Source organism: Pseudomonas chlororaphis, from assembly GCF_001921865.1.
In the GTDB taxonomy this organism is placed as follows: domain Bacteria; phylum Pseudomonadota; class Gammaproteobacteria; order Pseudomonadales; family Pseudomonadaceae; genus Aquipseudomonas; species Aquipseudomonas chlororaphis_D.
The window spans coordinates 162,744-183,735 of record NZ_MSCT01000019.1 but is presented as its reverse complement, the minus strand read 5'-3'; the positions used below and the strand labels follow the sequence as shown (position 1 = coordinate 183,735).

Annotated in this window: 19 protein-coding genes; all 19 read left to right on the top strand. The window is 49.1% G+C overall.

The features are described 5' to 3' along the window. Positions 1 to 98: 98 nt before the first annotated feature. The 19 genes from BTN82_RS20975 (at position 99) to BTN82_RS20885 (ending at position 20,936) form a co-directional block, all read left to right on the top strand. The gene (locus BTN82_RS20975; protein ID WP_075121018.1) at positions 99 to 380 is read left to right on the top strand and encodes a hypothetical protein; all 282 of its coding nucleotides are present in this window, start codon (positions 99 to 101) and stop codon (positions 378 to 380) included. 543 nt (positions 381 to 923) lie between these two features. Then, positions 924 to 1,961 carry an LPS O-antigen chain length determinant protein WzzB gene (locus BTN82_RS20970; protein WP_075121017.1) on the top strand — a complete coding sequence of 346 codons (1,038 nt, stop codon included), beginning with the start codon at positions 924 to 926 and terminating at the stop codon, positions 1,959 to 1,961. Positions 1,962 to 3,003: 1,042 nt separating this feature from the next. Further along, positions 3,004 to 3,294, top strand: a complete 291-nt coding sequence (gene ihfB, locus BTN82_RS20965; protein WP_075121016.1) for an integration host factor subunit beta — start codon at positions 3,004 to 3,006, stop codon at positions 3,292 to 3,294. Between the two features lie 30 nt (positions 3,295 to 3,324). Beyond that, positions 3,325 to 3,546 carry a lipopolysaccharide assembly protein LapA domain-containing protein gene (locus BTN82_RS20960; RefSeq protein WP_075121015.1) on the top strand — a complete coding sequence of 74 codons (222 nt, stop codon included), beginning with the start codon at positions 3,325 to 3,327 and terminating at the stop codon, positions 3,544 to 3,546. 265 nt (positions 3,547 to 3,811) lie between these two features. Further along, a complete protein-coding gene (gene rfbB / locus BTN82_RS20955; RefSeq protein WP_075121014.1) occupies positions 3,812 to 4,888 on the top strand; it encodes a dTDP-glucose 4,6-dehydratase in 1,077 nt (358 codons plus the stop codon). Beyond that, positions 4,885 to 5,778 (top strand): dTDP-4-dehydrorhamnose reductase, encoded by an 894-nt coding sequence (gene rfbD, locus BTN82_RS20950; protein WP_075121013.1) that lies wholly within the window; start codon positions 4,885 to 4,887, stop codon positions 5,776 to 5,778. Before rfbB ends, rfbD begins: the two co-directional genes overlap by 4 nt. After that, the gene (gene rfbA / locus BTN82_RS20945; RefSeq protein ID WP_075121369.1) at positions 5,778 to 6,677 is read left to right on the top strand and encodes a glucose-1-phosphate thymidylyltransferase RfbA; all 900 of its coding nucleotides are present in this window, start codon (positions 5,778 to 5,780) and stop codon (positions 6,675 to 6,677) included. The genes rfbD and rfbA overlap by 1 nt, the downstream gene beginning before the upstream one ends. A gap of 322 nt (positions 6,678 to 6,999) precedes the next feature. Continuing rightward, positions 7,000 to 7,560, top strand: a complete 561-nt coding sequence (locus BTN82_RS20940; protein WP_410002836.1) for a transcriptional activator RfaH — start codon at positions 7,000 to 7,002, stop codon at positions 7,558 to 7,560. Positions 7,561 to 7,757: 197 nt separating this feature from the next. After that, positions 7,758 to 8,900: a non-hydrolyzing UDP-N-acetylglucosamine 2-epimerase gene (gene wecB / locus BTN82_RS20935; protein WP_075121011.1), complete on the top strand. Its 1,143-nt coding sequence runs from the start codon at positions 7,758 to 7,760 to the stop codon at positions 8,898 to 8,900. A 47-nt stretch (positions 8,901 to 8,947) separates the two neighbouring features. Continuing rightward, a complete protein-coding gene (wecC, locus tag BTN82_RS20930) occupies positions 8,948 to 10,216 on the top strand; it encodes a UDP-N-acetyl-D-mannosamine dehydrogenase (RefSeq protein WP_075121010.1) in 1,269 nt (422 codons plus the stop codon). Between the two features lie 177 nt (positions 10,217 to 10,393). Continuing rightward, positions 10,394 to 11,647 carry a hypothetical protein gene (locus tag BTN82_RS20925; RefSeq protein ID WP_148169601.1) on the top strand — a complete coding sequence of 418 codons (1,254 nt, stop codon included), beginning with the start codon at positions 10,394 to 10,396 and terminating at the stop codon, positions 11,645 to 11,647. A 92-nt stretch (positions 11,648 to 11,739) separates the two neighbouring features. Then, the gene (locus tag BTN82_RS20920; RefSeq protein ID WP_075121008.1) at positions 11,740 to 12,879 is read left to right on the top strand and encodes an N-acetyl sugar amidotransferase; all 1,140 of its coding nucleotides are present in this window, start codon (positions 11,740 to 11,742) and stop codon (positions 12,877 to 12,879) included. Further along, complete coding sequence (hisH, locus tag BTN82_RS20915) at positions 12,876 to 13,484, top strand: imidazole glycerol phosphate synthase subunit HisH (RefSeq protein WP_075121007.1); 609 nt, start codon at positions 12,876 to 12,878, stop codon at positions 13,482 to 13,484. Before BTN82_RS20920 ends, hisH begins: the two co-directional genes overlap by 4 nt. Continuing rightward, positions 13,485 to 14,264, top strand: coding sequence for an AglZ/HisF2 family acetamidino modification protein (locus BTN82_RS20910; protein WP_075121006.1), 780 nt, complete (start codon positions 13,485 to 13,487; stop codon positions 14,262 to 14,264). It begins immediately after the preceding gene. 113 nt (positions 14,265 to 14,377) lie between these two features. After that, positions 14,378 to 15,148 (top strand): glycosyltransferase family 2 protein, encoded by a 771-nt coding sequence (locus BTN82_RS20905; protein ID WP_186828426.1) that lies wholly within the window; start codon positions 14,378 to 14,380, stop codon positions 15,146 to 15,148. 10 nt (positions 15,149 to 15,158) lie between these two features. Further along, positions 15,159 to 17,297, top strand: coding sequence for a bi-domain-containing oxidoreductase (locus tag BTN82_RS20900; RefSeq protein ID WP_075121004.1), 2,139 nt, complete (start codon positions 15,159 to 15,161; stop codon positions 17,295 to 17,297). 170 nt (positions 17,298 to 17,467) lie between these two features. After that, entirely contained in the window at positions 17,468 to 19,123 is a 1,656-nt protein-coding gene (locus BTN82_RS20895; protein WP_261793006.1) for a heparinase II/III family protein, read from the top strand. A gap of 2 nt (positions 19,124 to 19,125) precedes the next feature. Then, positions 19,126 to 20,343, top strand: coding sequence for a glycosyltransferase family 4 protein (locus tag BTN82_RS20890; RefSeq protein WP_075121002.1), 1,218 nt, complete (start codon positions 19,126 to 19,128; stop codon positions 20,341 to 20,343). Then, positions 20,340 to 20,936: a sugar transferase gene (locus tag BTN82_RS20885; RefSeq protein WP_075121001.1), complete on the top strand. Its 597-nt coding sequence runs from the start codon at positions 20,340 to 20,342 to the stop codon at positions 20,934 to 20,936. The genes BTN82_RS20890 and BTN82_RS20885 overlap by 4 nt, the downstream gene beginning before the upstream one ends. Positions 20,937 to 20,992 lie beyond the last annotated feature (56 nt).

Genomic DNA, 20,992 nt, shown 5'->3' with positions numbered 1-20,992 from the left:
TTGGATGTCTGTTTTCTTAAGCGGATCAATAACCTATTCAGGGCTAGACTTACCTGAGCTGGATGAAGGTGAGGCGTTTGCCCGGCATAAGGAAGCAGATGAAAGATCTCATTGTGGTTTTCGCGGTTCTGGTCTTGGTGGGTTGTACGAGCAATGCCAAGGTCCATGCGGTTCGGGGTGTCAGCGGTATTGAGGTCGATTGTTCTGGTCTTGGAATGGGATGGGACAAGTGCTACAAGCGCGCTGAGCGTGAATGCAAGGGAAATGGCTACAAGGTCATCACTAGATCCAGTGATGCCAAGGATGAAGAGGGTGACTATCCCTTTGGTTGGAATCCTGCGGGTTACCTCTCGCGTACCATGCTTGTCATATGCCGCTAGTAGGGTGGCGTAGTGGGTGGCCAGGTTGCCGTGGGTTTCTTGTTCTATTTACTGCTGAATGCCCTCGTTTGTGGTGTTTTTGCAAGGTATGGACGAGTCGATGCGTAGGCTGCTCAAAATTCCTCATGCATGCTAAGTCTTTTTTTCTATAGTATTGAAAGATAATGGAAAAATTTAAAAGAAGCGGAGTCGATCAAGCGGATTGTCGCCCGTTAAGAGGTGCCTACATCCAGGGGCAGGAGTTGGCCGTCAAGGCTATACTTGGGCAAGTGATTCGGGGGCTGGCAATCAGTAGTTGGATCGAGATTTATGTGGGTCGATAATGTTAGTGGCTGGGCTTACTTTTTTATTTGAAATGCAGTGGCTGATTGGATTTTTGTTTGGCGCATAAGTGGTGTCGCAGTTGCTTGTCTTTGAACTTGTTACTATCTTGTTAGTGGTAACGTTATTTTGAGCTTATTTTGCGCAGGTGGGAGGTGTCTGGAGTAATTTTTGTTATAGGGTGGGTGAGGAAAATCTATAATTAAAATGGAACTAATCGTTATGTCTAGTAATTCTAGTTCGCCTGTGGTGTCTGAAGATGTGGATCTGCGGGTGTTGTTTTGTGCTCTCTGGTTGCAGAAGTGGTTGATTGTCAGTGTTGCAATTTTCGTAACTCTGATCGCTTTGTGTTATGCCTTTCTTGTTAGCCCAATATATGAGTCAAAGGTTTATGTGGTTCCGCCAACTCAAAGTGATATTTCGAATTTTAATTATGGTCGAATTAACGAGGTGGGGCTTTCTGCTTTTTCTGTAAAAGACATTTACTCTGTATTCCTCATTAATTTACAGTCTGAGTCTCGGCAGCAGAAATTTTTTAACGAGGTGTACTTGCCGGGATTAGGTGCTGAGGAGCAGGATCGTTCAGAAGATGCGTTGTATGCTGATTTCGTTAAGGCGTTGACGGTCGCAGTGTCCGGTCGTGGGTCTGACCGTTATCAGGTTGCTATTCAAGGTACTGATCCGGACAAGGTAGCGCTTTGGTTGAGGGAGTATGTGGTCGGAGCTGCTAAGTCCGCCAGGTTAGAAATAGTAAGAAATATTACTCGAGATGCTGAAGTGCGTGCTCAGGATATCAGGCAGCAAATTTCAGTGTTGCGTGAAAGTGCTGAGAAAAAGCGAGAGGACTCCATTGCTCAGTTACGCGAAGCGCTTACTGTTGCAGAGAAGATAGGACTTGAGGTTTCACCTGTTATGACGGGCGGGATTCTGTTTGAAATGCAAAAAGAAGGAGTAGGGCAGGAGCTGTATATGCGAGGTGCTAAGGCGCTAAGGGCTGAGATCAGTAACCTTGAGGCACGGGCATCTCAGGATCCATTTACAGGCTCCTTGAGAGAGCTTGAGGCTCGTTATGGTTTTTATATGTCCTTGGCAGAGTTCGCTCCTAGCGATGTTGAAGTGTATCGAATGGATGGTGTTATAAAACCCGCTGCTAAACCAATTAAGCCTCAAAAAATGATGATTGTATTGATGGGTTTTATTTTGGGAAGTATTGCAGGTTTTGGTATTGCATTGCTGCGGATTTCATTTCGAAAGGTATGAATTGGCAGGGTGGGAGCTTGAAGGTTTCAAGGCGTTTAGTCTGTCGGTTTTTGTGCATTAGTACTGTTAAGCACTAGTAATTGTGATTGTGTTGTTAGCGGTTAATTTATAAATATGCGGTATTAGGTGAGTAGGGGCAGGGCGTAGGGAAGGTTGCTGATTCAATATCAGTAATTGTGGAGCTGTCTGCCGATGATGTGAGTTGTGGAGGATTTACTATAGTGACGTTCATAGGGGAGAGGGCTCAACAACAGCCAAGATGGCTTGCTCTCCTCTGTATCAACGTCGTTCCTATATCTTTGCGTGGCTTGATTTTCACCTGATCAATCAAGCTGTTGTGTTTTCGGTAATAGGATTTGTTACCCGTGTCGGTGGTGTGGCAGTGGTTTGTCAGGCAATCCGGCGTCGCAGTGGCCAGTTTGACATTCCCAAGCGTTCCGAGATGCCGAGGTTGGTGGTATCAAATGCTGGTGCGCTTGTTATAGCAGAGCAGTACCGGCTTGGCTGAGGGGTAGCTATAGATATGAGTGGGTCGATTCAGGGCAGTCCCTTGAGTGATTTGATTCGGCTAGCCTGCCAGCAATTTTTCTCATTCCAATAGGATGGCTAGGTCGACTGGATATTATGGGTGCGCACATTTATTGGGTAGGGTGAATGCCTCTCCTAAGGTGCTCAGCATTGATCATGCCCATGGGGCGGTAGCTCCAGGTGTAAGTCGGTCAACTGAAGGGAGTGCTTGTGTTGATGTAAAGTCAAGCCACTATATTCAGGATTTGGTCCGTACTCAGTTCTCCTGATCCAAGTGCTGGTTCTGCGGTCTCCGGCGCGGAATTGAGCCAGTAACGAGAGCGGTAGCTGATGCTTGAGTCAGTTATGAGTGCAAGGTCAGAACTTACGACCTCGATAAGGGCCGCAGCTGAGGCCTGTACGGGCTATCTCAAGCGCCGAGCAGATAAGTCAATGCATGGGCTGTTCAAAACCCTCCGAGCATGCTAAAACCTTTGAAGCGCTGATCTAGCTGCTTGAAAAAGAAGGGAAAAATATGACGAAGTCGGAGTTGATCGAACGAATTGTCACCCATCAAGGGCTGCTCTCATCCAAAGATGTCGAGTTGGCCATCAAGACTATGCTTGAGCAAATGTCCCAGTGCTTGGCTACCGGCGATCGCATTGAAATCCGTGGCTTTGGCAGTTTCTCATTGCACTATCGTGCTCCGCGCGTGGGACGTAATCCCAAGACCGGCCAGTCGGTCAGCCTCGACGGTAAATTTGTTCCCCACTTCAAACCGGGCAAAGAGCTCCGGGATCGGGTGAACGAGGAGGAGGAGAATTGATAGCGTCGGCGTCGGCTCAAGGAGTAATTCATGCGTAGCCTGAAGCGTGTATTTCTCTTGGTTGCTGTGCTTTTCCTGATGTTGGCCGTTTTGGCTTTTGTGCTTGAGAACCAGCAATCAGTTTCCTTGCTGTTCCTGGGCTGGGCCGGGCCGCAGTTGCCTGTATCGCTTGTCATGGTAGTTGCGTTGTTGATAGGGATGCTGGTTGGACCTGTGATCAGCTGGTTCGTCAATCGCACCACAAGAGGGTAGCGCAAGCGCTTGGTGTGATAGCTTGCAAGGGGAGGGTGTATACCGAATTTCTATGCCTCATTTATCTATATCCATTAGTAAATCCTTCTTTAAACTGTAAAATGCTGCATCTGTCTGAGAGATCGTAGATTTCATAAGGGTCTCGGTACTGGTACGGATGGATCACTCGTCAGAGGCTACGGCTGATGCGATAGTTTTTACATTCATGGATTAGACAGCGCTCAGTATGTAGCCTTGTCAGCACACTCAAGGGTATGGTTTTCGCGTGAAAATTCTAGTTACCGGTGGCGCCGGGTTTATTGGCTCCGCAGTCATTCGTCATATCATTTTCAATACTGCTGACTCTGTAGTGAATCTGGATAAGCTTACTTACGCTGGTAACCTTGAGTCTGTAGCAGAAGCTGCTCAGAGTGAGCGCTATGTTTTCGAGCATGTGGATATTTGCGATAGGGATCAGCTGGATCGAGTCCTACGTGAGCATCGGCCTGATACGATCATGCATCTTGCGGCTGAGTCCCACGTTGATCGTTCGATCTCCGGGCCTTCCGAGTTTATACAGACCAACATCATTGGCACTTATAATTTGCTGGAGGCTGCTCGCCACTATTGGGGGGGGCTGGATGATGAGTGCAAAGCCAATTTCCGCTTCCATCATATTTCTACCGACGAAGTCTATGGGGACCTTGAGGCCCCGGAAGATCTCTTCATTGAAACTACGCCTTACCAGCCAAGCTCGCCGTATTCAGCCAGTAAAGCCAGTTCCGATCACTTGGTTCGAGCCTGGAACCGTACTTACGGCTTGCCGACATTGATCACTAATTGTTCGAACAATTATGGTCCATATCATTTTCCTGAGAAGTTGATCCCACTGATCATTCTCAATGCCTTGGAAGGCAAGCCGCTACCGGTATACGGTAAAGGCAATCAGATTCGCGACTGGCTCTACGTCGAAGATCACGCCCGGGCACTGTACAAAGTGGCGACCGATGGCGTGATCGGCGAGACGTACAACATCGGAGGCCATAATGAAAAGCAAAACATCGAAGTAGTGCATACTCTCTGCGCCCTTCTTGACGAGTTGTGTCCAGACTCCGCGCATCGTCCACACGCAAGCTTGATTACCTATGTTCAGGATCGCCCTGGCCATGACCAGCGTTATGCCATCGATGCGAGTAAGATCCAGCGTGAATTGGGCTGGGTGCCTGAGGAAACCTTCGAAACCGGAATTCGTAAAACTGTCGAGTGGTACCTCAATAATGTTGAGTGGGTCGCACACGTAAAAAGTGGCAGCTACCAGCAGTGGATCGACAAGAACTACAGCGCGCGCTCGAGCCAGGCATGAGAATTCTTCTACTCGGAAAGAATGGCCAGGTCGGCTGGGAGCTGCAGCGCTCCCTTGCCCCCCTTGGGGAGCTCATAGCTCTTGACCGTCAAAGTATCAATGGGTTGTGTGGAGATTTGTCTGATCTTGACTCACTACGAGCAACGATTCGTCAGGTCAAGCCCAATGTTATTGTCAACGCTGCGGCTTACACTGCGGTGGATAAAGCCGAATCAGAGCCTGAGCTTGCAACTCGCGTAAATGCGCTGGCAAGCCAGGTCATGGCTGAAGAGGCGTTGTCCCTTGATGCCTGGTTGATTCACTACTCCACCGACTATGTGTTCAGCGGGCGTGGACAAGTGCCATGGCAAGAGGATGACTTAGTTGCGCCAGTGAATCATTACGGCGCGAGTAAGCTTGCTGGCGAGCAGGCTATTGCGGTTTCGAACTGCAAGCACCTGATCTTTCGTACCAGTTGGGTCTACGGTGCACATGGCAACAACTTTGCCAAGACCATGTTGAGGCTGGCCAAAGAGCGCGAAACCCTTAGTGTCATTGCAGACCAGATTGGTGCGCCTACGGGGGCAGATCTGATTGCAGACGTAACAGCTTTAGCGATTCAGAAAATCGCCGAGCATCCTGAGTTGGGTGGTGTGTATCACTTGGCGGCTACCGGCGAAGTTTCTTGGCACGGTTATGCTAGTTATGTAATCGAGTTTGCCCGCAGCCATGGCGAACAACTAGCGGTAACGGATATCGATCCGATCAATACGACGGCCTACCCAACGCCCGCATGCCGGCCATTGAATTCACGTCTGAATACTCGGAAGTTGCAAGAAAATTTTTCTCTGCGCTTGCCGGATTGGCAAAGTGGCGTAATCCGAATGCTTATGGAAGTTCTGAAAAAATGATCAACACGACAAATCGCAAAGGCATCATTCTTGCTGGTGGTTCGGGTACGCGTTTGCACCCGTTAACCCTCGGCGTGTCCAAGCAGATGCTGCCTATCTACGACAAACCGATGATTTTTTATCCGCTGTCGGTGCTGATGCTTGCAGGTATGCGTGAAATTCTGATCATCTCCACTCCAGAAGACTTGCCATGCTTTCGCAAGCTGTTGGGTGATGGCAGTCTGTACGGTATTAAGCTGACTTACGCTGAGCAGCCAAGTCCAGACGGTCTGGCGCAGGCTTTCATCATCGGTGAGGAATTTATTGGCCAGGATTCTTGCTGTCTGATCCTGGGTGACAACATCTTCTACGGCCAGCACTTTTCAGACAATCTACGTTCGGCCAGTGCTCAAGAACATGGCGCCACCGTTTTCGGCTATCACGTATCCGATCCTGAGCGTTTCGGCGTGGTCGAGTTCGATGCTTCGGGTCGAGCCTTGAGTATCGAAGAAAAACCTCTTAAGCCCAAATCCAATTATGCGGTGACTGGTTTGTACTTTTACGATAACCAAGTCGTTGAGATAGCGAAGAACATCAAACCATCCGCGCGGGGTGAGTTGGAAATAACTGACATCAATCGTGCTTACCTGGAGCAGGGGGCTCTCAACGTCGAAATGCTGGGGCGCGGTTTCGCTTGGTTGGATACGGGAACCCATGATTCTCTACTCGAAGCCAGTCATTTCGTACATACGATTGAAAAACGCCAGGGGTTAAAAGTCGCCTGTCTCGAAGAGATCGCGTTTAATAATGGATGGATCACCGCCGAACATCTGAGCCTTCAGGCTGATCGGTTGAAAAAAACCGGCTATGGGCAGTATTTGCACAATCTCGCACAGGCGGCGCTTGGTTTGGGTCAATGAGTTTGGTGATGAAAGACAGCAATAAGTGAGAGTCTGGCACAAAAATGTAGCCTGCGGTGCTTTTGACCTGATAGCACAAGATTTGCTGTTTCGGTGATGCAGTCGCTGAATAACCGATCGTCGATTTTTGTAGTTCGGGCCGTTATGAGTAGAATGTCGAGAGATCTGCAAGGTTACGACCGGAGAATGGTCCCTGCCCCGGTATCATTTTTTGCCCGTTGACGAGATGGGAGTTCAAAGCCTTGTGATGATAAGCGAGAATGGGCTTGGCTCCAGATAAGGTGCTTGGCTTTCATCGACCTTGTGTGGGTGAGGCTGCCCCATGGAGGCGACCATTTGTGATGTGTGTATGGATATGAACATTCATAGTGCGACGAGCGACTCAAACGCTCCTCGAGAACGGACCTGGTATCTGATTCAATGCAAGCCTCGCCAGGATGAACGTGCAGAGGAGCACTTGATTCGCCAAGGTTACCAATGCTCCCGACCTACCTGCCGCAGTGAAAGATCGGTGCGCGGGCAGCGCCAGCGGCTGACCGAATCTCTTTTTCCAGGCTATCTATTTGTCAACCTGCCTGACAATGCAAATTGGGTCCCTTTACGCTCGACTCGGGGTGTTAGCAGAGTAGTTGGCTTTGGTGGTAGGCCTTTACCAGTCAGTGATTCGCTCATCGTCGAACTTCAGTACCGCTCGGCAAAAGCTTTTACATCAACGTCAAACGTCGATGATAAACTGAGCAATTGCAGCAGTACTTTTTCTGAATTGGATGTCATTTTTTTGACGGATGACGTAAAAAAACGCACACTGCTCTTCATCGATTTCGTTACTCGCCAGCAGATCTGCCTAAAAAGCGGACGGGTGGCAAGCTCGACAAAGCGTTGATACTCACATCTAGAATGTTGGTGACGCTTGACATAGCGGTACACATCGTCCTCAGGAAGCTGACGTCAAATCTTGGGGCGGTAGCGTGTTTGAGATACTTCAAGTGTTGGTGCGGTCGATTTTATAAAAATTATCAGCGGCAAACTAAGCTCGTTAGCATGAACTAATTTAAATTTTTCATAAGCGTTGGTAAAAAAATGTCTTTAAAAGTACTTTCTGTGTTTGGAACTAGGCCAGAAGCAATAAAGATGGCTCCTCTCGCGCTAGCGCTTGCAGAGGACGGACGTTTTGAGTCGAAAGTTTGCGTCACCGCGCAGCACCGGCAGATGCTCGATCAAGTCTTAGACTTGTTTGCCCTGACACCTGAATATGATTTGAACATAATGCAACCGGGGCAGGATTTGAATACGGTGACAACCGCGATTCTGCAGGGTATGAAAAACGTTTTTGATGATTTCAAACCCGATATTGTTTTGGTTCACGGTGATACTGCTACAACCTTTGCAACCGCTTTGGCCGCCTATTACCAGCAAATTCCAGTGGCTCATGTTGAAGCTGGTTTGAGAACTGGAAATCTCTATTCTCCGTGGCCGGAAGAAGGGAATCGCAAACTGACTGGTGCATTGGCTGCACTACATTTTGCCCCGACGGAGAATTCAGAGAATAATCTTCTCAAGGAAGGAGTCAATCCAGAGAGCGTATATGTAACTGGTAATACGGTTATTGACGCCTTGCTCGATGTGGTAAAAAAACTTGAAGAGTCCAGTTCTTTGAGGGCTGGTCTGGAAGAGCAGTTTTCGTTCATTCGAAGTGGAAAAAAGGTGGTCCTAGTGACTGGGCATCGCCGAGAAAGCTTTGGGGGCGGATTTGAGCGTATCTGCCATGCGCTGCTGGATACGGCTAAAGCATTTCCTGACGTGGAAATTGTTTATCCTGTGCATCTGAATCCCAATGTTAGAGAGCCAATCAACAGGTTGTTGTCAGGCCTTGATAACATTCACCTGATTGAGCCACTAGACTATTTACCGTTCGTTTATTTGATGAATCGGTCCTTTATCATTCTGACAGACTCTGGTGGAATTCAGGAAGAGGCCCCATCGCTTGGAAAGCCAGTACTTGTCATGCGAGAGACAACTGAGCGTCCCGAAGCTGTTGAGGCTGGCACCGTGAAACTGGTTGGTACTGAGGCGCTTACAATTGCTCAGCATCTGGAGTTGTTGCTTTCAGATACAGCCGCTTACGAAAACATGAGTTTTGCCCATAATCCATACGGAGATGGTAAGGCTTGCCAGCGTATAATTGAAGTGTTGGCTAATTTTTCCGGTGCTGTAAAACACTAATATCACGGAATTGGGATATTTTAACTCCCAGGAATTGAAGGGCGGGCATTGTGTTCAAGACTATTTCAGTTATCGGTTTAGGTTATATCGGTTTACCCACTGCTGCCGTTTTCGCATCGCGAAAAGTCAAAGTAATTGGGGTGGATGTGAACAAGCTCGCAGTTGATACCATCAACAAAGGGATGATTCATATTGTTGAGCCGGACCTGGATATTGTGGTTCATGCTGCGGTTACGGAGGGTTACCTGCGTGCGACCCAGACCCCAGAGCCAGCTGATGCGTTTCTGATTGCGGTGCCAACTCCGTTCAAGGGCGACCACGAACCCGACCTTTCGTATATTGAGTCGGCGTGCAAGGCCATAGCACCAGTACTGAAGGCCGGAGACTTGGTGATCCTGGAATCCACCTCTCCTGTTGGCGCGACAGAGCAAGTGGCAGATTGGCTGGCTGAAATGCGCACCGATCTTACCTTCCCTCAGACTCATGGAGAGTCGTCCGATATCCGCGTTGCTCATTGTCCCGAACGCGTCTTGCCAGGACATGTGTTGCGAGAACTGGTACAGAATGACCGTGTCATTGGTGGGATGACCGCTAAATGTTCGGAGCATGCGGCCAAACTTTATCAGTTGTTTGTAGAGGGGGAGTGTGTAATCACCAACGCTCGAACAGCCGAGATGTGTAAACTTACCGAAAATAGCTTTCGAGATGTGAATATTGCGTTTGCCAATGAGCTTTCGATGATTTGCGATAAGCTGAATATCGATGTATGGGAACTAATTCGATTGGCGAATCGCCATCCGAGGGTAAATATTCTTCAGCCAGGTCCGGGTGTCGGTGGGCACTGTATTGCTGTAGACCCTTGGTTCATTGTAAGTAAAACCCCTGAAGACGCTAGAATTATTCGTTGTGCCCGAGAAGTGAATGATACAAAGCCTGAATGGGTAATCAACAAGGTCAAACTGGCTGTTGCGGAATACCTGCAGTCCAATCCAGAAAAGACCGCAAGAGAAGTCACTGTGGCGTGTTTCGGGCTCGCTTTTAAACCTGATATTGACGATTTGCGAGAAAGCCCAGCAGTAGCGATCACCAAACGCATTGCTCACGAGCACCCTGGACGTGTATTTGCAGTAGAGCCCAATATCTCGGAGCTGCCAGCTACGCTCGTTGACGTTGTGACTTTCAAGTCGGTAGAAGAGGCGTTGAGCGAAGCCACTATTGTATTAATGTTGGTTGATCACAAAGTCTTCAAGGAAGTACCTTCTGCCCGCTTGAGTGCAATCAAGTTAATTGATACGCGCGGTGTATGGAGTAAATGAATTAGTATACTGTCGTGGTTTGCTACAGAGGCTGTAATAATCAGTGTGGGCAGTGCCTTGGCGGGTGCTGCTCGCTGTTTTTTTTCAAGTTTAAGAGTTGATGTGCGATCAAGCGGGTGACTGATCTTTAGTTGATGAGCAAAAATAAATTGTAAATAACTTACTTTTGATCGAGATATGACATTGTTGCGTAAAGATCTAACAAATATAGCCTCGCTAGCATGTATTCAAGGCGCAAACGCAGTATTGCCTATCTTTATTTTTCCCTATGTATTGCACCTGTTTGGCTCAGCTAAGTTTGCAGATCTTGTTGTATCCGAAGCTGTGTCGCTCATTGTTCTTGCTGTCGTGCTTTACAGCTATGAAGTCAACGGTGTTTCTCGAGTCGTGACTTCGTATGCGCATGGTGGAGTTACGGCAGCGTCTGATGTGTATTGTGAGATACTTTTTTCAAGACTCATGATTTGGATCGTCTGCGCTACCGTAGTGTTAATGTCCGGATTTTTTCTACAGGAACAGTTTTTCTTTTCATTGCTGTGCTGGATGTTGGTGCCATTGAGTTTTATTTTTCAGTCAACCTATTTTTATCAGTCGATAGAGAACAATCTGCCGGTCGCAGTTTTTACATTGATAAGTCGTGTGGCCTGCTGTTTGATTGTGTTTCTCTTTTTGAAAGCGGAAGACCCAGTCTACTTCCTACCGTTGATAGTAGGTGGATGCTATCTGGTAGGTGGGCTTGCCTCATCGTTCTATTTGAAAACGGTGCTGGGTGTGAAATACCTCAGTGTGTCATTCTCCCGCCTCTGGGAGTGTTTACTTGAGGGCAAAGAAATTTTCTTCGGGAATATTGCCGTTGTTTTGTTCAGGGACTCCAATTTGCTGGTGTTGAGTCTTTTTTCGGTGAGCCCTGCCGCCATAGCAAGCTATTCCGTGGTCGAGAAACTCATCAAGGCTTTCCAGGCGCTTATCAGGCCGCTCAATCAGTTTTTTTTCACCAAGGCGATTCAATCGTTGCGTGACGAAAAAACACCGAGTCCAAGCGCTTTTGTCAAGGTAATGAGGTTGACTTGGATACAGTTGGCTACTCTCGCGACGATTCTTTCGGGGATTATTATCCTATGGCTGCTGCTTAATGAATATTTGGAGTTTTTGAAAACCTATCCAAACAAACAGCTTATGGCCGGGTTGTTCTTGTTTATGACGATTGGAGTCTTCTTTGGAGTTTCCAATTTTATGCTGGGAACAGCGGGCTTGAACAATTTGAGTTCGAAGAAGTATTACGCGAAGGCTTTGATATTGACGGGCATTGTAGCGGTTTCTGCTTGTGTGATAATGACAAGCCTCTGGGGAGTTTATGGCACAGCAGTCAGTTTTGTTTTAGGTGAGCTTATATTGTTTACCCTGATTGCAATAAAATACCTAAAAGCTTGAGGCTGAAATTGACTTGACAAAGTCTTTTTGTGTTTCGAAATTTGATTCGGACATGTGATATGTCGAAATTGACAAGTGTGCGCGGAGTTATCATGAGTAAAAGAGCTTACCAGATTTGCACTAACTGTGTGATGGATACGACAGACGAAAATATTGTATTTGATGACAAAGGGGTTTGTGATCACTGTAACGGTTACTATCGTGATTTGCTTCCTCATTGGGATACGGGGCCTAAGGGAAGGCAACAAATAACCGATATCTTCGAGAAAATCAAAGCAGATAGCAAAGGGAAGCCATTCGATTGCATCATGGGTATGAGCGGCGGGCTGGACAGTTCGTATCTGTTGCACATTGCTGTTAAAGAGTTTGGTTTGCGTCCGCTAGTTTTTCACGTAGATGGCGGCTGGAACTCTCAGTTAGCAGTGCATAACATTGAGGTTATCGTTGAGAAATTGGGCCTTGATCTGTACACCGAGGTTATCAACTGGGAAGAAATGAAGGATTTTCAGAGAGCATTTTTCAAGGCCTCCGTTCCACATCTAGATATCCCTCAGGACCATGCTTTCATCGCGACCCTATATCACTTCGCCAACAAGCATGGGATCAAGTACATTCTGAATGGCGGAAACTATTCAACAGAGTGTGTTAGAAATCCATTGGAGTGGATGTACTACGGCACTGATATGTGGCAGCTGAAAGATATTCATAAAAAATTCGGCGAGCGACCGTTGGTGGATTATCCACTGAGCAGTATCTGGTTTCACAAGGTTTATTTACGTTTCTTCAAAGGTGTCAAAGTGATTAAGCCTTTGAACTATGTCCCTTACATTCGTTCCGAGGCGATCGAGACGCTGTCTAGGGAATATGGCTGGAAGTCGTATCCTCGCAAGCATGACGAATCGAGATTTACGAAGTTCTATGAAGGTTATTGGTTGCCAACCAAGTTCGGTTACGACACCAGGAAGATTCAATATTCGAGTCTTATTCTTACCGGGCAGATGACTCGGGAGGAGGCGTTGAATAACCTGGCCCAACCAGCATACGATCCGGCGACAGTGGATCAGGATTTTGAATATATCGCGAACAAGCTGGATATGACTGTTTCCGAGTTGAAGGCATTAATGGCGTTGCCGAATAAATCCTATCGCGATTATAAGTCCCAGCGCTATCTGTTTGATCTTGGGGCTAAAGTCATGCATTTGTTGGGGATGGAAAGGGCAGTTAAGAGATGATTACTGTCATTGATTACGGTATTGGTAATATTCTATCGTTTATTAATCTTTATAAACGGTTGAATATCGAATGTTGTGTTGCAACGTCCTATCAGGACCTTGTCGGAGCTAGTAAAATAATACTGCCGGGCGTTGGTTCGTTTGATCACGCTATGATCAGTCTTAACCGTTCGGGGATGCGCGAAGCATTGGATGATTTGGTAGTAGACAAAAAAGTTCCGGTGTTGGGTATTTGTGTAGGTATGCAAATGCTGGCTAACTCCAGTGATGAAGGCGAATTGCCTGGGTTGGGTTGGGTGCCTGGTACTGTCAAAAAATTTGACGTCGAGAAAGTAAAGCAACTACCTCATATGGGGTGGAACGATGTTGTGCCATTGCACGCAAGCGGGCTATTCAAGGACTTCTCGGAAACCCCGAAGTATTATTTTTTGCATTCTTTCTATTTTGAATGTGCTAACCAAGCTCATGCACTTGCGTCCTCTACGTATGGTGAGGAGTTTACTTGCGCGGTTAATTCCGGTTCGGTGTTTGGAGTGCAGTTTCATCCAGAAAAGAGCCATCACTTTGGTGTTAACTTGCTGAAAAATTTCTCGGAGTTGTCATAAATGCTACGGCCTAGAATAATTCCGTGCCTGCTTATTCGTAATAAGGGTCTTGTCAAAACTGTAAAGTTTAAAGACTCAAAATATATTGGCGATCCTCTCAATGCAGTGAAGATCTTCAATGAAAAAGAAGTTGATGAACTGATCGTTCTAGATATTGATGCGACAACAGAAGGGCGTGAGCCTGACTACGCTTTAATAAAGAGAATGGCGATGGAGTGCCGCATGCCATTTTGCTATGGTGGAGGGATTTCCACGGCTGAGCAGGCACGCAAGATCATTGGACTGGGCGTTGAGAAAATTGCTATTAGTTCGGCAGCGATCGCAAACCCTACTCTAGTAAGGGAAATTGCCGAGGAAATTGGTAGTCAAAGTGTTGTTGTCGTTCTGGATGTCAAGAAAAAGCTCTTGGGTGGGCGATATGATATTTGGATCAACAATGGAAAAAAGAACACTGGAAAATGCCTGCTGGATATGTGTGATGAATTACAGGAGCTTGGGGTTGGAGAAATCGTAATTAACTCCATCGATTATGATGGGGTTATGAAAGGCTATAATCTGGATGTTGCCGGAAAAGTCTACGACAAGGTTCATGTGCCACTGACAATATTGGGCGGAGCTGGCTCAATCGATGATGTAGGGGTTTTGATTAACAAATTTGGAGTGGTGGGCGCTGCAGCGGGCAGCCTTTTTGTATTCAAGGGGGTGTATAAAGCTGTGCTGATCAACTACCCGACATTTGCTGAGAGGGATTTGTTGCTGGATCGTTACTTTCCACAATAGACTCTATATTTTCATTGGTGTGCACAGATAAAATTGACCCGAAAATTTAATTTAAGCAGGCTGGCATGAGAATAGCGATAGTTTGTATTTGTTATAATGCGTATGATCATCTCTTGACTCTCGCAACCTCTCTAAGCGAATCGCTTTCTCGTGCGGAAAACGTAGATTTTACCTTTGTTGTTGTTGATAATTCGACAAAGGAAAGGAATGAGCAAGTGTTGGCGGGCGTTTCTGCCATGAACTTTAAAACGCACTATTTGAAGTCAGATAATGTGGGTTACTTTCCAGGGTTCAAGAAGGGAGTCGAGTTGTTAAGTTCTTTGCTTGATTTCGACTGCGTTGCTATTTCAAATGTCGACTTAACCGTACGTGCAGACTTTTTTGAGACGCTAAAAGCTCAAATCGATATTGTTTCTGATGAGGTTGGAATTATAGCGCCTGCCATCCTTTCTAAGGGGCGAGGAGGTGATTTGAATCCTAAGACCTTATACAGGCCAACGCGCTTTTCCCTATTGAAAAATATTTTTATTTTCAAACATCTCTGGCTGTTTAGGTTGTATCGAAAGCTCTCGGATTTGAAAGTTAAAAACTCCGCTGGTTCTCTGGCCGCGGGTGAAAGCTTCTATTCTCCCCATGGGTCATTTATTTTATTCACGAAACAGTATTTTTTACAGGGCGGCTCGGTTGACTACCCCCAATTTTTGTTTGGTGAGGAGGATTTTGTCGCTGAACAATGCCTTAGAATCGGTTTAAAGGTTCAATACCAGCCCAGTATCACGATTATCGATGATGACCATGGCTCTACTTCCCGCGAGAAACTCGAGTTTATTGCGAGCGAACATGTAAAGTCCCTCAAGTACATTGTCGACACTTATCATTCTTGACGGTGGTTTTATGAAACAGATTTTGCAGGACATGGCGAAGGGCGGAACCACTATTGCTGAGGCCCCTTCACCGCAGGTTTCACGTGGTAGCCTTGTTATCAACACGCGCGTATCGCTGATCTCGGCGGGTACCGAGCGCAGCTTGGTTGGATTTGGCAAAGCTTCCTATTTGGAGAAAGCTCGCCAGCAGCCCGAAAAGGTCAAGATGGTATTGGAGAAAATTCAGACTGATGGCCTTGTCACTACGCTCGAGGCTGTTCAATCCAAACTTTCACAACCTTTGCCCTTAGGGTATTGCAACGTAGGTGTCGTGCATGAGGTAGGTGCAGGAGTTGAGGGGTTCAAAGTCGGCGATAGAGTCGTCTCCAACGGACCTCACTCCGACGTAGTCAAGGTGCCGAAGAATCTGTGCGCTCTTATTCCCGATGAAGTTAGTGATATCGAAGCTTCGTTTACCGTTGTCGCGAGTATCGGTCTGCAAGGTATTCGGCTCGCTGAGCCCTCTTTGGGAGAAGCTTTCGTCGTCATTGGGGCTGGTTTAATCGGTCTTCTGACTGTGCAGTTGTTGAGGGCACAAGGCTGCAGAGTCTTGGCTATTGATTTTGACGAATCAAAACTTGCTCTTGCACGTCAGTTCGGAGCGAGCACCTGTAATCCGGCTAAAGGTGAAGACCCGGTTGCTGCGGGAATGGCGTTCAGTCGTGGTAACGGGGTTGACGGAGTCATCATCACGGCGTCGACAAAAACCAGTGATCCGGTAACTCATGCCGCTCGAATGGCTCGCAAGCGTGGGCGCATCATATTGGTTGGCGTAACCGGATTGGAGCTTAATCGCGCTGACTTTTATGAAAAAGAGTTAAGTTTTCAGGTTTCATGTTCATACGGCCCAGGTCGTTATGACCCACTGTATGAAGAGAAAGGTCAGGATTACCCGATAGGTTTTGTTCGTTGGACTGAACAACGTAACTTCGAGGCTATCCTCGATATGCTTGCCGCAGGGCAGTTGGACGTGAAACCTCTCGTCAGCCAACGATTTGCGTTTGAGGACGCAGCCGAAGCTTACAGCATGCTTATTGAAGACAAATCAGGTTTAGGGATTTGCCTGGAATATACATCCGATGTTGCTGAACGAGGTATCAGAACCGTTGTACTTGACTCATCCATCTCCTTTAACGCGCAGCGTCCGGTCATGGGGTTCATTGGTGCTGGAAACTACGCTTCGCGCGTGTTGATCCCCGCGTTCAAAAATGCCGGAGCGCAGTTCCATACAATTGTTACCGCTGGTGGGGTGAACGGCGTCATTCACGGAGCAAAAGCCGGTTTCGCAGCTGCTTCCACCGATCTGGATGGAGTGCTGGCTGACTCGACGATAAACACGGTAGCGATTGTTACTCGTCATGATAGTCATGCACATTTTGTGAGTAAGGCGTTGACTGCAGGAAAAAACGTCTTCGTCGAGAAACCGCTGGCAATCACCGATTCAGAACTGGAAGATGTGCACACTGCCTATACCAAGGCCCATTCGGGAGGCAAAGGGCCTCATCTGATGGTCGGCTTCAATCGACGTTTTTCGCCACAAGTGCAGAAGATGAAAGCCTTGCTTGCAGCGGTAAAAGAGCCGAAGTCCTTTGTCATGACGATGAATGCTGGCGCTATTCCCGCGAGTCATTGGACGCAGGATCCGGCGGTTGGCGGCGGACGTATTATTGGTGAGGCCTGCCACTTCATCGATCTGATGCGCTTTCTAGCCGGCAGTAAAATCGTTTCGATCCAGGCCCGTAGAATGGGCGATACGGACGCAGTGGAAATCACCGAAGACAAGGCTGCGATCATTCTGGGGTTTGAAGACGGTTCTTTCGGTACCATTCATTACCTGGCCAATGGCGCATCGAGTTTTCCAAAAGAGCGTGTGGAAGTCTTTGCCGCGGGCCGTGTCCTGCAACTGGATAACTTCCGCAAGTTGAAGGGCTTCGGCTGGCCCGGCTTCAACAAACTCAATCTGTGGAAACAGAACAAGGGGCAAAGCGAGTGTGCGGCTGCATTCCTTGCTGCCGTGGAGTCTGGTGCGGCTACGCCGATTTCTTCCGAGGAAATCTTCGAAGTGGCGCGGGTGAGTATCGAGGTTTCGCGGATCCTGCGTGAGCAATGAGCCTTTTTATTACTAAAGCCAGAACTGCCGTCGCTCTAGGGGGCGGCAATCTGGTACGCGCAGTGACGTATCGGCTTGGAGTCAAGACGGGGTTAAACCCTGTCAGACGTCTTTGCGCCGACATGCCACAGGGGCCCTTTTTTGCGCCCAGTGCCAGGCGTGCCAACTCATTGCCCGTCAGTACCCAATGGGATACCCAGGCCCGCTATTACGGATGCTGGGAGATTCCTGTTTCGGACAAGGCACCTGACTGGCACCTGAACCCGCTCAGTGGGGTTCGGGTTCCTGAGCCCGAAAGGGAGTGGTGGCGCATCCCTGACTTTGACCCTGCTGTTGGCGACATCAAGAACATCTGGGAAGCGTCGCGCCTGGACTGGGCGCTGGCATTCGCCCAGCGGGCCTGTTCAGACGATGCCTCGCAGATGGAGCGGCTGAATCTGTGGCTGACGGACTGGTGCAAGAATAACCCTCCTTATTGCGGTCCGAATTGGAAGTGCGGTCAAGAGTCCTCCATTCGTGTTCTGCATCTGGCGATGACTGCAATCATTCTTGAGCAGTCGGCGACGCCTTTGCCCGGGTTGATGGATCTTGTCCGGGCGCACCTCAAACGCATTGAGCCAACACTGAGTTATGCGATGGCTCAGGATAACAATCACGGCACCTCGGAAGCCGCGGCCTTGTTCGTCGGCGGTAGCTGGCTGGCGCTGTGCAATCATCCGGAAGGCCAGCGTTGGCAGCGACTGGGGCGTAAATGGCTGGAGAACCGTGCCGCTCGACTGATCGAGTCGGATGGCAGTTTCAGCCAGTACTCGGTCAATTATCATCGGGTCATGCTCGACACGTTTTCCATGGTTGAAGTCTGGCGTATCAAGGCGGGGCTTGAAGCCTTCTCTGCAACGTTTCAATCCAGGGCCCGGGCTGCTGCCAATTGGCTGTTCTCCATGGTTGACGAGGGCACTGGAGATGCGCCGAATATCGGTGCCAATGATGGTGCGCGCCTGCTGCCGCTGACGGATACGGACTACCGCGACTTCAGGCCAGCCGTTCAGTTGGCTATGGCGCTGTTCTGCGGAAAAAGGGCTTATACGGCGCCTGGCGCGTGGGATTTGCCTGTGCAATGGCTGCAATTGGCGATGCCATCGGCTGTTGCCGAACGCCCGAGCAGCCAGCTGTTCGATCAGGGTGGCTATGCATTGCTGCGACGCAAGGCCGCTTTCGCCGTGCTGCGTTATCCACGTTTTCGGTTTCGTCCCAGCCAGGCCGATGCCCTGCACGTGGACCTCTGGCGCTCGGGGCTCAATCTGCTACGGGACGCGGGAAGCTACAGCTATAACACCTCGGCTCAATGGTTGAGTTATTTCCCGGGTACCGCCAGCCATAACACCCTGCAATTCGATGGACGTGACCAGATGCCACGGCTCAGCCGTTTTCTGTTTGGCGACTGGCTGCGTACGCGTAAGGTTGATGGCTTGAGCGAAACCCTCGAGGGCACAACCTGCGGCGCCACCTACGGCGATAGCACGGGTGTCGTTCACGCACGCCAGGTGTCCCTCAGCGATAACGGGTTGCAGGTCCGGGACGAGATCGGTGGATTCAAACGCGGCGCGGTTCTACGTTGGCGTTTGCAACCAGGCGATTGGCAGATGTCGGATGGTGTGCTGAGCAATGGTTCGCACCGGATCGTGGTAATGGGAAGCATGCCGATTGTTCGGCAGGAGCTGGTTCAAGGCTGGGAGTCTCGTTATTACTTACAGAAGACTGAGGTACCGGTGCTTGAAGTGGAAGTGGATTCGGCGGGCGTTTTGATTACGGAGTATCACTGGTAAACATGAAAATTCTTTATTTTCATCAGCATTTTTCTACTCCGAAAGGAGCTGTCGGTATCCGGTCCTACGAAATGGCCCGTCGCCTGATTGCTCGCGGGCATCAGGTTTCCATGGTCTGCGGTAGCTACGGTGGCGGCCAGACCGGACTTGAAGGACCTTTTGTAGGCGGGAAACGCAAAGGCATTGTCGATGGAATCGAAATCATTGAATTCGATCTGGCGTACTCCAACAGTGACGGCCTGTTCACTCGAGCCCTTAGTTTTCTGAAGTTTGCGTTTCGCAGTATCGGCCTTGCATTGACCGAGCGTTACGATCTGGTCTTTGCCACCACTACACCACTGACCGCAGGGATTCCCGGCATCTTTGCCCGTTGGTTGCGCAATAAACCGTTCGTATTCGAGGTTCGTGATCTCTGGCCCGAACTGCCCAAAGCAATGGGCGTCATTCGCAACCCGCTGGTTCTTTCTGCCCTGTCTCTGCTCGAATGGGCGAGCTACCGTTCTGCGCATCGGGTCATCGGGCTTTCCCCGGGGATTGTCGACGGTATCGCCCATCGTGGTGTCGCACGGGAGCGAATCAGCATGATCCCCAATGGTTGCGACCTTGAAATTTTCAGTGCGCCCACTGAACCATGGCGGCCTGTCGGTGTGGAAAAAGACCAACTGATGGCGGTCTTTGCCGGTACTCACGGTGTTGCCAATAAACTGGACTCGGTACTGGACGCGGCGAAGGAACTAAAGCTTCGTCAACGCGACGATATCCGTTTGGTGCTGATCGGACAGGGCAAGTTGAAGCCGGCGCTGCAGCAGCGGGCAGTGCGGGAAGGGTTGGACAATGTGATCTTTCACGACCCGGTGAACAAGGCCAAGTTGTCCGGCCTGATGGCCAGTGCGGATCTTGGTCTGCAGTTGCTTGCCAATGTTCCGGCTTTTTATTACGGCACTTCGCCCAACAAGTTTTTTGACTACATTGCCTCGGCGCTACCCGTGCTAAACAACTATCCGGGCTGGCTGGCTGAAATGATTGCCAAGGAAGACTGCGGTTTTGTCGTCCCGCCGGAAAACCCTTCGTTGTTCGCCGATGCTCTGATCCAGGCCGCCGACTCCCGTGAGGCGTTGAAGGCCAAGGGGGTGAGAGGTCGAGAGCTGGCGGTCAGAGAGTTTGACCGACGTCAGCTGGCGGACCAATTTGTTGATTGGCTGGAGGGTGTGGCTCGATGATTAAGCGTGGGTTCGATCTGTTCGCTTCGGCACTGGGCCTGTTGTTACTGGCACCAGTCATGGCGGTGGTTGCCTGGCAGATCCGCAAGAAACTCGGTTCACCGGTATTGTTTCGTCAGGTTCGTCCGGGTAAGGATGGCAAGCCCTTCGAGATGGTCAAGTTCCGTACGATGCGTGATGCCCATGACACCATGGGCAACCCGTTGCCGGATTCGGAGCGCATGACACCGTTTGGCAGTTTTTTACGTTCGAGCAGCCTGGATGAATTGCCTGAGTTGTGGAATGTATTGAAAGGGGACATGAGCCTGGTAGGACCGCGACCTCTGCTGATGGAATATTTGCCACTCTACGATAGCGAACAGTATCGTCGTCATGAGCTGCGCCCTGGGGTGACCGGCTGGGCCCAGATCAATGGTCGTAATGCCTTGGAGTGGGAAGAAAAGTTCAAGCTGGATGTCTGGTATGTGGATAACCAGTCTTTGTGGCTTGACTTGAAGGTCATCTTCCTGACGGTCAAAAAGGTCGTTATTCGTGACGGTATCAGTGCGGAAGGTGAAGTGACTGCCGCCAAGTTTACTGGGACCAGGCGCTGAACCGGTTGGCGGCACTGTAAGTCTTCGGCATTTACCCCGGTAAAGGGTCGGTTGTG